This window comes from Xanthomonas euroxanthea (genome assembly GCF_900476395.1).
GTDB lineage: Bacteria > Pseudomonadota > Gammaproteobacteria > Xanthomonadales > Xanthomonadaceae > Xanthomonas > Xanthomonas euroxanthea.
In genome coordinates, this window is sequence record NZ_UIHB01000004.1 from 263,712 (window position 1) to 278,659 (window position 14,948).

11 protein-coding genes are annotated in these 14,948 nt (G+C 66.4%); 2 read left to right on the forward strand and 9 right to left on the reverse strand.

Translation table 11 applies throughout. From position 1 onward, the window contains the following. Positions 1–101: 101 nt before the first annotated feature. The gene (locus CPBF1521_RS13550) at positions 102–2,519 is read left to right on the forward strand and encodes a penicillin-binding protein 1A (protein WP_115677321.1); all 2,418 of its coding nucleotides are present in this window, start codon (positions 102–104) and stop codon (positions 2,517–2,519) included. Positions 2,520–2,747: 228 nt separating this feature from the next. Then, positions 2,748–3,398: a hypothetical protein gene (locus CPBF1521_RS13555; protein ID WP_115677322.1), complete on the forward strand. Its 651-nt coding sequence runs from the start codon at positions 2,748–2,750 to the stop codon at positions 3,396–3,398. A 102-nt stretch (positions 3,399–3,500) separates the two neighbouring features. Here CPBF1521_RS13555 and CPBF1521_RS13560 read toward each other — a convergent pair whose 3' ends face one another. The 9 genes from CPBF1521_RS13560 to CPBF1521_RS13600 all read right to left on the reverse strand — a co-directional run bounded on the left by CPBF1521_RS13560 (position 3,501) and on the right by CPBF1521_RS13600 (position 14,930). Further along, positions 3,501–4,790 carry a citrate synthase gene (locus CPBF1521_RS13560; RefSeq protein WP_115677323.1) on the reverse strand — a complete coding sequence of 430 codons (1,290 nt, stop codon included), beginning with the start codon at positions 4,788–4,790 and terminating at the stop codon, positions 3,501–3,503. A 230-nt stretch (positions 4,791–5,020) separates the two neighbouring features. After that, entirely contained in the window at positions 5,021–5,263 is a 243-nt protein-coding gene (locus CPBF1521_RS13565; protein ID WP_024938126.1) for a type B 50S ribosomal protein L31, read from the reverse strand. 71 nt (positions 5,264–5,334) lie between these two features. Then, the gene (locus CPBF1521_RS13570; protein ID WP_115677324.1) at positions 5,335–6,273 is read right to left on the reverse strand and encodes a nucleoside hydrolase; all 939 of its coding nucleotides are present in this window, start codon (positions 6,271–6,273) and stop codon (positions 5,335–5,337) included. Between the two features lie 145 nt (positions 6,274–6,418). Continuing rightward, positions 6,419–8,563, reverse strand: a complete 2,145-nt coding sequence (recG, locus tag CPBF1521_RS13575) for an ATP-dependent DNA helicase RecG (RefSeq protein ID WP_115677325.1) — start codon at positions 8,561–8,563, stop codon at positions 6,419–6,421. Positions 8,564–8,592: 29 nt separating this feature from the next. Next, a complete protein-coding gene (locus CPBF1521_RS13580) occupies positions 8,593–8,973 on the reverse strand; it encodes a RidA family protein (protein ID WP_042597620.1) in 381 nt (126 codons plus the stop codon). A 259-nt stretch (positions 8,974–9,232) separates the two neighbouring features. Further along, positions 9,233–10,774, reverse strand: a complete 1,542-nt coding sequence (garD, locus tag CPBF1521_RS13585) for a galactarate dehydratase (protein WP_115677326.1) — start codon at positions 10,772–10,774, stop codon at positions 9,233–9,235. Between the two features lie 38 nt (positions 10,775–10,812). Then, on the reverse strand, positions 10,813–12,084 hold the full coding sequence (locus CPBF1521_RS13590; RefSeq protein WP_115677327.1) for an OprD family porin: 1,272 nt from the start codon (positions 12,082–12,084) through the stop codon (positions 10,813–10,815). Positions 12,085–12,160: 76 nt separating this feature from the next. Further along, positions 12,161–13,516 (reverse strand): glucarate dehydratase, encoded by a 1,356-nt coding sequence (gudD, locus tag CPBF1521_RS13595; RefSeq protein ID WP_115677328.1) that lies wholly within the window; start codon positions 13,514–13,516, stop codon positions 12,161–12,163. Between the two features lie 19 nt (positions 13,517–13,535). Then, positions 13,536–14,930, reverse strand: coding sequence for an MFS transporter (locus CPBF1521_RS13600; RefSeq protein ID WP_328589298.1), 1,395 nt, complete (start codon positions 14,928–14,930; stop codon positions 13,536–13,538). Between the last annotated feature and the right edge of the window lie 18 nt (positions 14,931–14,948).

The following is a 14,948-nucleotide window of genomic DNA, read 5'->3' on the forward strand; positions in this document are numbered from 1 at the left end:
CCCAGTGCTGTCTGCTGCGATCCCCAGAGTTCGGCCCCAGCCAAACCCGGCGTCATCTATACTCTGTGACCAAGAAATCTGCAATCGGAATCTCTCTCAACATGCCCCGTATTCGTCGTTGGCTGGGCTGGATCCTGGCCGCGTTCGTGGTGCTCGCCCTGCTTGGCGCTATTGCTGCCGGCGGCTTGTATTACGCCGTTTCCTCCAAGCTGCCGGACGTGCAGTCGCTCAAGCAGGTCGAACTGCAGGAGCCGATGTATGTCTACTCCAGCGATGGCCGCCTGATGGCCGTCTATGGCGAGACCCGGCGCTATCCCATCCAGATGAAGGACGTGCCGCTGCGCCTGAAGCAGGCCTTCCTGGCGACAGAGGATGCGCGCTTCTACGAGCACGGCGGCGTGGATTACAAGGGCATCGCCCGCGCGGTGTGGCTGCTGGCCAGCACCGACGCCAAGCGGGTGCCGGGTGGTTCGACCATCACCCAGCAGGTGGCGCGGCAGTTCTTCCTCAGTTCCGAGTACAGCTACACCCGCAAGCTGGCCGAGATCCTGCTGGCACGCAAGATCGAAAGTGAGCTGAGCAAGGACGAGATCTTCGAGCTGTATCTCAACAAGAGCTTCTTCGGCAACCGCGCCTACGGCGTGGGTGCTGCGGCCGAGTACTACTACGGCAAGAAGATGAGCGAACTGAGCCTGGACGAGATGGCCTCGCTGGCCGGCATCCCCAAGTTCCCGTCCAGCGGCAACCCGATCAGCAATCCGGAGCGTGCCCAGGAACGTCGCGATTACTACGTGCTGCAACGCATGGCCGACCTGGGCTTTGTCAGCCAGGCCGAAGCCGATGCGGCCAAGGCGGTGCCGATGCACGCCAAGCCGCATGAGCCGCCGGTCGAGGTCTACGCCCCGTACGTGGCCGAGCTGGTGCGCCAGGAAATGATCGCCAAGTACGGCGGCGATGTGCTCAACAAGGGTTACCACGTCACCACCACCATCGATGCCACGCTGCAGACCGGCGCCGATGCAGCGGTTGCCGACGGCCTGCGCCTGTACGACCACCGGCATGGCTGGCATGGCGTCGAACAGCATTTCGATGTCCCTGCCGACGCGGATGCAGCGGCACTGGCCAAGCATCTGTCCGGCGTGTTCACCCAGGGCGGCCTGCGCGCGGTGATCGTGGCGCGCACCAATGCCGACGGCGGCGTGACCGTCGTGCAGAGTGACAAGACCGAGCTGACCCTGCCGGCCAGCGCCAGCCGCTGGACCAACAAGACCCCGGCCAAGCTGCTGACGCGCGGCGACCTGACCCGCATCCGTGCCGGCGAAAAGGACGGCGAATGGATCATCGACCAATTGCCGCGCGGCCAGGCCGCACTGGTGTCGCTGGATGCCAACAGCGGCGCGCTGCGCGCGCTGGTCGGCGGTTTCAGCTTCGCCGGCAACAAGTTCAACCGTGCCACCCAGGCACGCCGCCAGCCCGGTTCCAGCTTCAAGCCGTTCGTCTATGCGGCCGCGTTCGAAAAGGGCTTCAACCCCGCCTCGATCGTGCTCGATGCCCCGGTGGTGTTCCGCGACCGCCGCGGCAAGACCTGGTCGCCGCAGAACGACGGCGGCGGCTTCCGCGGCCCGATGCGGCTGCGCGAGGCGTTGGTGCAATCGCGCAACCTGGTGTCGGTGCGCCTGCTGGACGCGATCAGCGTCGATTTCGCACGTAAATACATCAGCCAGTTCGGCTTCCAGGAAGCCGAGCTGCCGCCCAACCTGTCGATGTCACTGGGTACCGCGTCGCTGACGCCATTATCGGTCGCGCGCGGCTATGCGGTGTTCGCCAACGGCGGCTCGCGCGTGGACACCTGGATCGTGGACGAGGTGAAGGACCGCGACGGCAATGTCGTCTTCAAGGAAGTGCCGGCAGTGGCCTGCCGTACCTGCGCGTTGCAGGGCGGCAATGTCGCACCGGTAAGCCAGGTGGTGGACGGTTTCAACTTCGGCGCCCCTGCGCTGCCCAAGTCGATCGAGCCGACCACGGCCACGCCGGCGGAGACCGCCCCGGCAGCCACTGCCGAAACCAAGATCGCGCCGCGCGCCATCGACGAGCGCACTGCCTACCAGCTGGTGTCGATGATGCGCGACGTGGTCCAGCGCGGCACCGGCACCGCGGCCAAGGTGCTGGGGCGCGAGGACGTCGGCGGCAAGACCGGCTCGACCAACGATCACCGTGACGCCTGGTTCTCCGGCTTCGGCGGTCCCTATGCCACCACGGTCTGGGTGGGCCGCGACGACTTCCGCTCGCTCGGCTATCGCGAATACGGCGGCAAGGCCGCATTGCCGATCTGGATCGAGTACATGCGCGTGGCCCTGAAGGACAAGCCGATCGCCGCCAACGACCCGCCCGACGGCATGACCCAGGCCACCATCAATGGCGCGGTGGAATGGGTGAAGAACGAGGACCTGGATCGCCTGCAGGATTACGACTACGGCCTGCAGGAGCAGCAGGACGAGAAGGCGTTCGATATTTTCTGAGTGCCGGGAATCGGGAATCGGGAATCGGGAATCGAGAATGGGGAATCGGAACGGCGCAGGCCGGCCGATTCCCTGGGTTCGGCACGTAGCGGCAGCGATGGTGCAACGCATGCCAGCGCGTGCTTGCGGTCATCGAGCACGGTCCATCGGGCCTGCGCCCTGTGACCTTCGCCACACCGTCATGCCGCTGTTGTAGAGTCGAACCAGGTTCATGAGGGGAGCCCGGTCATGCATCACGCGCGCGAACACGCCGATACGCGAACCCGAGAACGGCGCCACCGCCTGGCGCACGAAGCGGCCCGGTTGATGGCCGAAGGCGGCATCCGCGATTTTCATCAGGCCAAGCTCAAGGCGGCCAGCCGGCTGGGCATCCACGACGACGCATCGCTGCCGCGCAATCGCGAGATCGAAGACGCCCTGCGCGAGCACCAACGCCTGTTCGCCGGACCTGCGCACGGGCTGCGCTTGCGCCGGCGCCGCGAAGCGGCGTTGCGCGCGCTGGAGTTTCTCGGCCCGTTCCAGCCGCGCCTGGCCGGCCCGGTGCTCGATGGCACGGCCGACGCCAATGCGCCGGTGCAGTTGCAGCTGCACAGCGACGATGCCGATGCCGTGCAGCGGTTTCTGGAAGAACACTACATTCCTGCCGAATTGCGGACGCGCCGGCTGCGCCTGGACCGCGAGCGGACTGCCGAGTTTCCGGTCTGGTTGTTCAGTGCCGAGGAACTGACCTTCGACCTGACCGTGCTGCCGTATGACGCCCTGCGCCAGGCGCCATTGTCGCAGCTGGACGAAAAGCCGATGCAGCGCGCCTCGGCCGCCCAGCTGCGTCAGTTGTTGGCAGAAGAGGACGGTAGCGACGCCCTGCCGCGCACGCGCTGATCGCAGCGCGCCATGACGCGTGACCACTGACCACAACGCCAACCCGCAAAAGCAAACGCCCCGCAATGCGGGGCGTTCGTTCAAGCAGAGAACCGCAGGCGTTTAGCGCTTGGCGCTGTCGGTGTAGTCGCGCTTGTCGTAGCCGGTGTAGATCTGGCGCGGACGGCCGATCTTCATTTCCGGGTCGACCTGCTGCTCCAGCCAATGCGACACCCAGCCGGCGGTGCGTGCAATGGCGAACATCACGGTGAACATCTCCACCGGAATATTCAGCGCCTTGTAGATCAGGCCGGAATAGAAGTCGACGTTCGGGTACAGCTTGCGCTGCACGAAATAGTCGTCCTTCAGCGCGGCTTCTTCCAGCTTCACCGCCACTTCCAGCAGCGGATCGTTGACGCCCAGCTCGCCCAGCACCTTGTGGGTCATCTCGCGGATGATCTTGGCGCGTGGGTCGAAGTTCTTGTAGACGCGGTGACCGAAGCCCATCAAACGGAACGAGGAGTTCTTGTCCTTGGCCTTGGCCACGGCGGACTCGACGTTGTCGGCGGTGCCGATCTCTTCCAGCATCTTCAGCACGGCTTCGTTGGCGCCGCCGTGTGCCGGGCCCCACAGCGCGGTGATGCCCGCGGCGACCGAGGCGTACGGATTGGCACCGGTCGAACCGACCAGGCGCACGGTCGAGGTCGAGGCGTTCTGCTCGTGATCGGCATGCAGGATGAACAGCAGATCCAGCGCCTTGGCCACCACCGGATTGATCTCCAGCGGCTCGCTCGGCACTTCGAACATCATGTGCAGGAAGCGGTCGACGTAGTTGAGGTTGTTGCGCGGGTAGCGGATCGGCCAGCCGATCGAATAGCGGTACGCGGCAGCAGCCAGGGTCGGCACCTTGGCGATCAGACGGATGGCGGCCTGACGGCGCTGCTCCGGATCGTTGAGGTCCAGGGTGTCGTGATAGAACGCCGACAGCGAGGCGACCGAACCGGCCAGCATGGCCATCGGATGGGCGTCATGACGGAAGCCACCGAGGAAGTTCTTCAGCGACTCGTGCATCATCGTGTGATGCGTCACTTCGTGGTCGAACTTCTTGAACTCGTCCGCGGTCGGCAGCTCGCCGTTCATCAGCAGGTACGAGACTTCGAGGAAGCTGGACTTCTCGGCCAACTGTTCGATCGGGTAGCCGCGATACAGCAACACGCCGTTGTCGCCATCGATGTAGGTGATGGCCGACTTGCAGCTGGCGGTGGCGGTGAAGCCCGAGTCGTAGGTGAACAGACCGGTTTCTTTGGTCAGCTTTGAGATATCGACGCAATCATTGCCAAGCGTGGGCTTGAGAACCGGCAGAACGACCGACTTGTCGCCGGCGTTGAGCGTGACCTGATCAAGATCGGACACTGTGTACGCTCCTTCAGTGGAAGGCGCCTGTCACCGGATGGGCAGGCACGTGATGGAAGTCCAGGGCATCGCCCCGGATCACGTCATTATCGCACAGCAGCATTTTGGCCGTCGCTTGGACAGAAGTCGTAGACGCCTCTGCCGAAGGCGTGAAAACGAAGTTGCCAAGGCCCCAAAAAACAACGGCCGCGCAATGCGCGGCCGCTGCCGGTACAGCCCGTCCTGCAAGCTCAGCGCGCGTAGCGCTTCTGGAACTTGTCGATCCGGCCGCCGGTGTCGATCACCTTGTGCTTGCCGGTATAGAACGGGTGCGATGCCGAGGAGATATCCACCTTGATCAGCGGGTATTCCTGGCCGTCTTCCCACTTCACGGTCTCTTTCGAGCTCATGGTGGAACGGGTCAGAATCTTGAAATCGGACGTCACGTCGTGGAAGACGACGTCGTTGTAGCTGGGATGAACGTTATCTTTCATGGACTTGGCGCCGGGCTGCCTGGATAAGCCGGGCATTATAGCGGCCTCCAGACGCCCGGCGCAAGATCGCCCTAACCCGCCGCCAGCGCCGCCCCGACCAGACCGTAGAATTGCCGGCGGTCGTACTCCAGCAACAGGTTGGCATTGTCGGGCGCGCCACCCTGCCGGTTCCAGTCCACCAGGGTCATCCCGCGGGTATGCGTACCGGTCAACTCGATATGGACCGGACGCTGCTCCAGCCGCTGGGCACCTTCCGGGTGCAGCGCGAACGCCATCGCCAGTGCATCGGCGGCGTACCAGTACTCGCCGCGGCTGTCTTCGGACCACAGGCGGGTCTTGCGCGAGATTTCCTCGTAGAACCGCGCCTGCGCCGAGTCGGCCGCCAGCCATTGCTCGACATCGCGATGCAGCAGGCCGTGGGCGATGGTGGCTTCCCAGTCGGCCACGTCGAACTGCGGAAAGCCGCGGAACACGATATGCGCCGCTTCCGGGTCGAAGCCGATGTTGAATTCGGCCGCCGCGGTGATGTTGCCGTGCCCGGTCAGCGCCCCGCCCATCACCACCAGCCGCGCCACCCGCTGCGGCAGGGTCGGATCCAGCGTCAGCGCCAGCGCCAGATTGGTCAGCGGACCGAGCGCCACCAGCAGCAGCTCGCCGGCGTATTCGTGCGACAGGCGCAGGATGGCCAGTGCAGCATGCTCGGTCTCGGCAGTACGCCTGGCCGGCGCCAGGCCGACATCGCCGAAACCGTCGATGCCATGCACATGCGCCGCGTCCACCGACGGATGCAGCAGCGGCTGCGGGCAGCCCGCGTAGACCGGCACATCCTCACGCCCGGCAATCTCGCAGACCTTCAAGGCATTGCGCACGGTGTGCTCCAGGCCGACGTTGCCGGCGGCGATGGTCAGGCCAACGACCTCATGCCGGGGGTCGTTGAAGGCCATCAGCAAGGCCAGCGCGTCGTCCACGCCCGGGTCGGTGTCGATCAGCAGCGGTATCTTTTTGGTCATGGGATTGGAGATTCGGGATTCGGGATTCGGGATTCGTCGCCGCATCTTCGCAAGGATCAGCGAGGCGCGCGAATCACCGGGACGCCAAGGCGGCAGCAGCCTTGCCTTTACGATTCCCGATTCCCGATTCCCCAATCCCCGCCACTCAAGCCGCGGCGTAACGCACCGCGCTGCCGATCCAGCGCGCGACCACACGGTCGGCAATCTCCGGCGCGTCGGCCAGCAGCCGCTCGGCAAGCACCTGCACGCGCGGCAGCAACCCGGCATCGCGGGTGAGATCGGCGATGCGGAAGCTGGCCAGGCCGGTCTGGCGGGTGCCCAGCAATTCGCCGGGGCCGCGCAGCTCCAGATCCTTTTCCGCGATCACGAAGCCGTCGTTGGTCTGGCGCATGGTTTCCAGGCGTTGCCGCGCCATCATCGATAGCGGCGCCTGATACAGCAGCACGCAACTGGACGCGGCCGCGCCGCGCCCGACCCGGCCGCGCAACTGGTGCAACTGCGCCAGGCCCAGGCGCTCGGCGTTTTCGATGATCATCAGCGAGGCGTTGGGCACGTCCACGCCGACCTCGATCACCGTGGTGGCGACCAGCAGGTCGGTGCGGCCCTGCTTGAAATCCAGCATGGCTTTCTGTTTTTCGGCCGCTTTCATGCGCCCGTGCACCAGTGCCACACGCACCCCGGGCAATTGCGCGGACAGGGCTTGGAAGGTGACCTCCGCCGCCTGCGCTTCGATCCTTGGCGGGCCGCTGGGCGCGTCCTTGCCGGGCTCCTCGCTTTCTTCGATCAAGGTGCAGACCCAGTAGGCCTGACGCCCTTCGGCGCAGGCGGCGCGGATGCGCTCGACCAGCTCCGGCCGACGCTCGGCACTGAGCACGATGGTCTGTACCGGGGTGCGCCCGGGCGGGAGTTCGTCGATGGCCGAAACATCCAGGTCCGCATAGGTAGACATCGCCAGGGTGCGCGGAATCGGCGTGGCGGTCATCACCAACTGATGCGGCACGCTGCCGGCAGCTGCGCCCTTGTCGCGCAAGGCCAGGCGCTGATGCACGCCGAAGCGGTGCTGCTCGTCGATGATGGCCAGCGCCAGATCGTGGAAGACCACCGCGTCCTGCATCAAGGCATGCGTGCCGACCACCACCTGCGCCTGGCCGGAGGCCACCTCGGCCATCGCCGCGGCGCGCGCCTTGCCGGTGACCTTGCCGGCCAGCCAGACGATGCGCACGCCCAGCGGTTCCAGCCAGCCACGCAGATTGGTGAGGTGCTGCTCGGCCAGCAGCTCGGTCGGCGCGGCCAGTGCGACCTGCTTGCCCTGCTCCACCGCCAGCATCGCCGCCAATGCCGCAACCACGGTCTTGCCGCTGCCGACATCGCCCTGCACCAGCCGCAGCATCGGCGATGGCTTGGCCAGGTCGCGGGCAATCTGTGCGAACACGCGCTGCTGCGCGCCGGTGAGCTGGAACGGCAATGCCGCACGCAGTTGCTGCACCAGGATGCCGTTGCCCGGCAGCAGCGGCGCGCGGAAGCGCTGCAGGGCGATGCGCTGGCGGCGCAGGCTGAGCTGATGCGCCAGCAGTTCTTCGATCGCCAGACGCTGCTGGGCCGGGTGCCCACCGGCGAGCAGTTGCTGCGGGTCGGTGTTCACCGGCGGGCGATGCATGGTCAGCAGCGCGGCGCGCAGCGAGGGCAGTTGTTGGTCCTGCAACCAGTGCGGCGGCAGCAGTTCCAGCGCGGCCTCTTCCGGCAACCGCTCCAGCGCCTGGCCGATGAGCTTGCGCAGCGTGGCCGGGCCCACGCCTTCCAGGACCGGATAGACCGGGTCCAGGCTGTCACCCAGCACGGCATCCTCGCCAGGTGCCAGCACACGGTAGCTGGGATGCACGATTTCCCAGCCATTCTGTCCCGGCTTGGGCGTGCCGAACACCCGCAACCGCGTGCCCGGTGCGAACTGCGCCACCTGCGCGGCGCGGAAATGGAAGAAGCGCAGCACCACGCTGCCGTGCGACTCGTCCGAGACCGCCACGCGCAACACCGGGCGAAAGCGGAAGCCGCGCTCCACCGCGTCCACGCGCACCTCGATCTGCGCCGGCACACCGCTCTGCAACTGCGCGATCGTGGTCAGCCGCGTGCGGTCCTCGTAGCGCAAGGGCAGATGCAGCCACAGATCCTGCAGCGTCAAGATGCCGCGCGCAGCAAATTTCTCGGCCACTTTCGGGCCGACGCCGGGCAGGCTGGCAAGCGAGGCCTGGCCTGCGACGGCCAGGCGCGGGGTGAGGGTCGCTGCGCGCGGCACGGCAGGGCGCTCGGATCAGCCGAGCTGGATCAGTCGAGCACCATCACCGCATCGACCTCGAAGCCGGCGCCCTTGGGCAGGCCGGAGACCTCGATGGTCGAACGCGCGGGGAACGGCGCCTGGAAATACTCCTGCATCACCGCATTGACGGCGGCGAACTGGCCCAGATCGGTGAGGTACAGGCCCAGTCGCACGATCCTGTCGAGCGAGCCACCGGCCGCTTCCGCAACCGCCTTGAGGTTGTCGAACGCGCGGCGTGCCTGCGCGCCGATGTCGCCGGGCACGATCTCGCCGGTGGCCGGGTCCAGCGGGATCTGCCCGGAGAAATACACCGTGTTGCCGGCGCGCACGGCCTGGGAATACGGACCGATGGCGGCAGGCGCCTGATCGGTATGGATGATCTGGGACATGGGAACTCCGTCAACACTGAAAACAAGCGCGCATTGTATCGGCGCATGCGGCAGGGGAGCGACTGGTGAAGGCGCAGGACCGGCTTGGTGACTCAGGTGCGGGCGCCTGACGCGAGCCGGTGGGTTGAAAGCCCCCAAGCCGCGGGGCGAGAAGGCACGGATTGCACGCCACCGGTGCGCCTGCCCGGGAGCGCCCGCATCGCGGGCCGGGCCGTGGCGTGGCGTGGCATGAGGGCTGGGGTGAGGGTACGGAATCGCCCTAGGTGATCGGCGCCGGGTTGAACAGGGCCAGGTCATTGTGCAGGCGATGCTGCTCGGTCCAGGTGCGCTGGCCGCTGGCCACGTCCAGATAGCGCTGGAACAGCTCCCAGCCCAGTTGCTCCAGCGTCTTGGCCCCGGTGGCCACGCCGCCAGCGTCGATATCCATCAGGTCGGACCAGCGCTGCGCCAGCTCGCTGCGGGTGGCGACCTTGATCACCGGTACCATGCCCAGGCCGTACGGGGTGCCGCGCCCGGTCGTGAACACATGCAGGTTCATGCCGGCGGCCACCTGCAGCGTGCCGCAGACAAAATCGCTGGCGGGCGTGGCGCAGTACTGCAATCCACGCCCCTTGACCCGCTCACCGGGCGGCACCACGCCGTTGATCGCCGACGAGCCGGACTTGGCGATCGAGCCCATCGCCTTCTCCACAATGTTGGCCAGCCCGCCCTTCTTGTTGCCCGGCGTGGTATTGGCGCTGCGGTCGGCCTGGCCGCGTGCCAGATAGCCGTCGTACCAGGCCATTTCGCGTACCAGCGCCCTGGCCACGTCCGCATTGGCGGCGCGCGGTACCAACAGATGGATGCCATCGCGCACTTCGGTGTTTTCCGAGAACATCACCGTGGCGCCGGCACGCACCAGCAGGTCGGCGGCCACGCCCAGGCCTGGGTTGGCGGTGACGCCGGAAAACGCGTCGCTGCCGCCGCATTGCATGCCCACCACCAGTTCGCTGGCCGGCACGGCTTCGCGGCGGCGCAGGTCCAGATGGCGCAGCCGTTCCTCGGCCATGGCCATGATCGAACTCACCATGTCGGCAAAGCCCAGGCTGGCTTCCTGCAGGCGATACACGCCACTGTCGTCCTCGGTGGCGTCGTCGGGCAGCAGACGCTCGGGTGCGAGCTTCTCGCAACCTAGGCCCACGATCAGCGCCTGCCCGCCGAAGTTGGGGCTGCGCGCAATATTGCGCAGCGTGCGGATGGGAATGATGGCCTCCGGCGCGGTGATCGCCACGCCACAGCCGTAGACGTGATTGACCGCCACGACATCGTCGACATGTGGATACCTGGGCAGCACCTCGGCGCGGATGCGCTCGACCGCATGCTCAAGCACGCCGACCACGCACTGCACGCTGGTCATGATGCCCAGGATGTTGCGAGTGCCCACGCTGCCATCGCGATTACGGTAGCCCTGGAAGGTGTAGCCCTCCAGCGGCTCGGGCTCCGGCGCCGGATGCAGCGACAGATCCAGCGTGGTCAGCTCGGGGGCCTGCGGCATGTCCAGCAACTGCTCGCTCACCCATGCGCCGCGCAGGATGTCGGCGTTGGCAGTACCGATGACCGCGCCCAGGCGGATCACCGCCGCGCCTTTGCGCAGGTCCACCAGGGCGATCTTGTGGCCCTGCGGAATATGCTCGATGGCAGTGAGACCGTCGGCGAAGGTGGCGCCGGCGGGCGCGCCGCCATCGTTGACGACAATGGCGACATTGTCGCGCGCATGGGCGCGGATGCTGAGCCAGGGCATGGCGTGCTGGGTTGCGGACATCAGGGGGCTACCTTGCAGGACATTGGGGGTGGAGTGCATTAGCGGTCGGGGCTGTCGAACTGGCGCCGGTACTGCAGGATCAACCGGTTTTCATCGACATTGCGCTGGTAGTTGGAGCGAAAGGTGCCGTTGAACCAGATGATGCTGAGGTGCTTGAAGCGCTCGCCCTGGAATTGATAGGTGGTCAGCACGTCGCGCGCCCACTCGCGGCCTTCGCCGGCATAGGTGGCCGGCCGTGCATCGTCGCCGCTGATGTAGCGCGCCATGACGCTGAGGCCGGGGATGCCGATGCTGTCGCCATCGATGCTGTAGCGCAGCTGCCAGCTGCGCTCGCCGCGTTCGAGAAAGTCGTTGATGAAGGTCCAGTTGAAGACGTTGCCATCGGTACCTCCCGGCCAGGGCATCGCGCTGGGTCCGGACAGCTTCTGATAGCCGGCGCCGAATTCATGGCCGCCGCTGCGCCAGGACAGCATGCTGCTGAACATGCGGTTGTCGATCGGGCCGGCGCGCGACTGGCCGACAGCGTCGGTGCGGAAATAGCGCAGATCCACGCGCAGGCGGTCCTTGCCGAACATGTGGGTCTGGATCAGGTTGTAGAGCTGCTGGCGGTAGATGTCCTCCATCAACCCGCCTTGATAACGCAGCTGGGTAGCGGGGGCCAGCGTGTAGGTGGCCGACACCAGATTGAACGCATCCGAATCCGGGGTACCGAGGAAGCGGCGGTTCTTGTTGGTCAGGGTGATCGGCACGCGCGAATCGCCGTCGCGGTACCAGGCGCTGGTAAAGCGGGCCAGCAGCAGGTCGAGCTTCGGGATGTCCTTGGATTCCAGCGTCACGCCCTGAAACGTCTCGGGCATGATGCGGGTGATGCTGGCACGCACCAGCGGCTCGTTGGGAATGAAGCTGCCCCATTTCAATTCGGTCTGCGAGGCGCGCAGCTTGAGCGTGGGCGCCACCCGGACCAGCGCATGCCGGGCGGTGCCGTCGTCGTCGTTGGGCAGCAGGCCGGTGCCGCCTTCGGCGCGTACGCCATCGAGCTTGAAATCGCCGATGCCCAGCAGGTCCAGGCCCGCGCCGACCGGACCGCGGGTGTAGCCGCTCCTGGCATCGACCACGAAGCCCTGCGCCCATTCGGCCCGCTTGCCCTGCCCTTCGCCACTGCGGAAGTCGCGGTTGTAGTAGAAGTTCAGCGCGGTGACCTCGGCGGTGGCGCCCTGCCAGAACCCCTCGTCGGGGTGTTGCGCGCGCGCGCGCCCGGCCGCGCCGACCGCCAGCAGCGCGGCGCCGCTGATTGCCATCATGCGTTTCATTGCTCGGTTCTCCACCTGCGGTGAACGCGCCGCCATGCGCTGCGGCCGGCACTCCGGCAGCAGGCATCGGGACGCCTCAGCGCACCAGGCACGGCCGCTTGTTGTCGAAGGTCCAGTTGGGGATCAGCGCCTGCATGGCGGCCGCATCGTCGCGCACGCCCAGGCCCAGGCTCTGGTAGGTGCGATGCGCGGCCTCCAGCGCGTCCATGTCCAGCTCCACGCCCAGCCCTGGCCTGGCCGGCACCTGGATCTGGCCGCCGGCAATCTGCAACGGAGCGCGGGTGAGGCGCTGGCCGTCCTGCCAGATCCAGTGCGTATCGATGGCGGTGATGCGCCCGGGCGCGGCGGCGGCCACATGGGTGAACATGGCCAGTGAAATGTCGAAGTGGTTGTTGGAATGCGAGCCCCAGGTCAGGCCCCAGTCGCGGCACAGTTGCGCCACCCGCACCGAGCCCTGCAAGGTCCAGAAATGCGGATCGGCCAGCGGGATGTCCACCGACTGCAACTGGATGGCATGGCCCATCTGGCGCCAGTCGGTGGCGATCATGTTGGTGGCGGTGGGCAGGGCGGTGGCACGACGGAACTCGGCCATGACCTCGCGGCCGGAATAGCCCTGCTCGGCACCGCAAGGGTCCTCGGCATAGGCCAGCACGCCATGCATGTCGCGGCACAGCGCGATGGCCTGCTGCAGCGACCACGCCCCATTGGGATCGAGGGTGATGCGCGCCTGCGGAAAGCGCGCGTGCAACGCGTGGATCGCCTCGATCTCGTCCTCGCCGCGCAGCACGCCGCCCTTGAGCTTGAAATCGCGGAAGCCGTACTTCGCATAGGCCGCTTCGGCCAGCTGCACCACCGCCGCAGGCGTCAACGCTTCTTCGTCGCGCAATGCTTCCCACTCATTGCGTGCAGCGCTGCCGTCGCGGTAACTCAGGCCGGTCTTGCGGCGGTCGCCGATGAAGAACAGATAGCCCAGCACGTCCACTGCATCGCGCTGCTGGCCTTCGCCGAGCAGCGCGGCGACCGGCTGGTCCAGGAACTGCCCCAGCAGATCCAGCAGCGCCGCCTCGATGGCGGTCACCGCATGGATGGTGATGCGCAGATCGAAGGTCTGCAGGCCACGCCCGGCGCTGTCGCGGTCGGCAAAGGCGGTGCGCACCTGGTTGAGGATGCGCTGGTAGTCGGCGATGGAGCGGTTGCGGATCAGCGCAGCGGCCTCGTTCAACAAACCGGCGATGGCAGCGCCGCCAGGCACCTCGCCCACGCCGGTGCGTCCGGACGAATCGCGCAACACCAGCACGTTGCGGGTGAAGTACGGCGCATGCGCGCCACTGAGATTGAGCAGCATGCTGTCCTGGCCAGCGACCGGCACCACGCGGATGTCGGTGATGCGCGGTGTGGTGCCGATGTTTGCAGCTGAGGTATGAATGGTCATCAAGAGTCTCCGAAGACGATCAACGCGGTGCGGTGACAGGCGCGGCCGGGCCACCCGGAGGCGCCTTCAGTTCGACGCGCTTGATCTCGCCAACCACGGCCAGATAGGACACCACCGCCAGCAAGGCATTGAGCCCGACGAAGACCAGCGCCCACTCGAAGCTGCCGGTGGTGGAGACGATGTAGCCGATGACAATCGGCGTGGTGATGCCGGCGATGTTGCCGAAGGTGTTGAACAGGCCGCCGGACAGACCGGCGATTTCCTTGGGCGAGGTATCGGCGACCACCGCCCAGCCCAAAGCGCCGATGCCCTTGCCGAAGAAGGCCAGCGCCATCAGCCCCACCACCATCCATTCGGCCTGCACGTAGTTGCAGCCGATCATCGTCACCGACATCAGCATGCCGACCACGATCGGCGTCTTGCGCGAGACGGTAAGCGAATAGCCACGCCGCACCATGCGGTCGGAGACATAACCGCCGAGCACGCCGCCGGCGAAGCCGCACACCGCCGGCAACGAGGCCACGAAGCCGGCTTCCAGGATCGACATGCCGCGTTCTTTCACCAGGTACACCGGGAACCAGGTCAGGAAGAAATAGGTCAGCGTGGTGATGCAGTACTGGCCGATATACACCCCCAGCAGCATGCGGTTGCACAGCAGTTGCTTGGCGTAATGCCATTGCGCGCCCCTGGGCTGGCTGCCTGGCCTGTTGCCCTGCTCCATGTCCACCAGCGCGCCATTGCGCTGGATGTAGTCCAGCTCCTGCGCAGACAGGCGCGGGTGTTCGCGTGGCGCATAGATGGTCTTGCGCCACAGCAACGCCAGCAGCACACCCACGCCGCCCATCACCAGGAAGACATGCTCCCACCCCCAGGCATGCACCAGCCAGCCCATCAGCGGCGCAAACGCCACCGTGGCGAAGTACTGCGCGGAGTTGAAGATGGACGCGGCCAGGCCACGCTCGGCGGTGGGAAACCAGGCCGCGACGATGCGGCTGTTGCCGGGAAACGAGGGTGCTTCGGCAATGCCCACCAGAAAGCGCAGCACGAATAGCGTGGTCACCGCCCAGGCCATCGGCACCCAGCCGATGAAGCCCTGCAGCGCGGTGAACAATGACCAGACCAGCAGCGACAGCCCGTACACGCGGCGCGAGCCGAAGCGATCGAGCAACCAGCCGCCGGGAATCTGCCCGGCCACATACGCCCAGCCGAACGCGGAAAAGATGAAACCCATCTGCAGCGCGTCGATGCCCAGTGCATCCTGGACCGCGGAACCGGCAATGGACAGGGTGGCGCGATCGGCGTAGTTGATCGTGGTCACCACGAACAACATCAGCAGGATCAGGTAACGCCTGCGCGGAACCGCCGCTGCGCCGATTGCCGTGGAACCGACCGTTTTTGAATCGATAGCCATCATCGTTCCTCACCTATGACG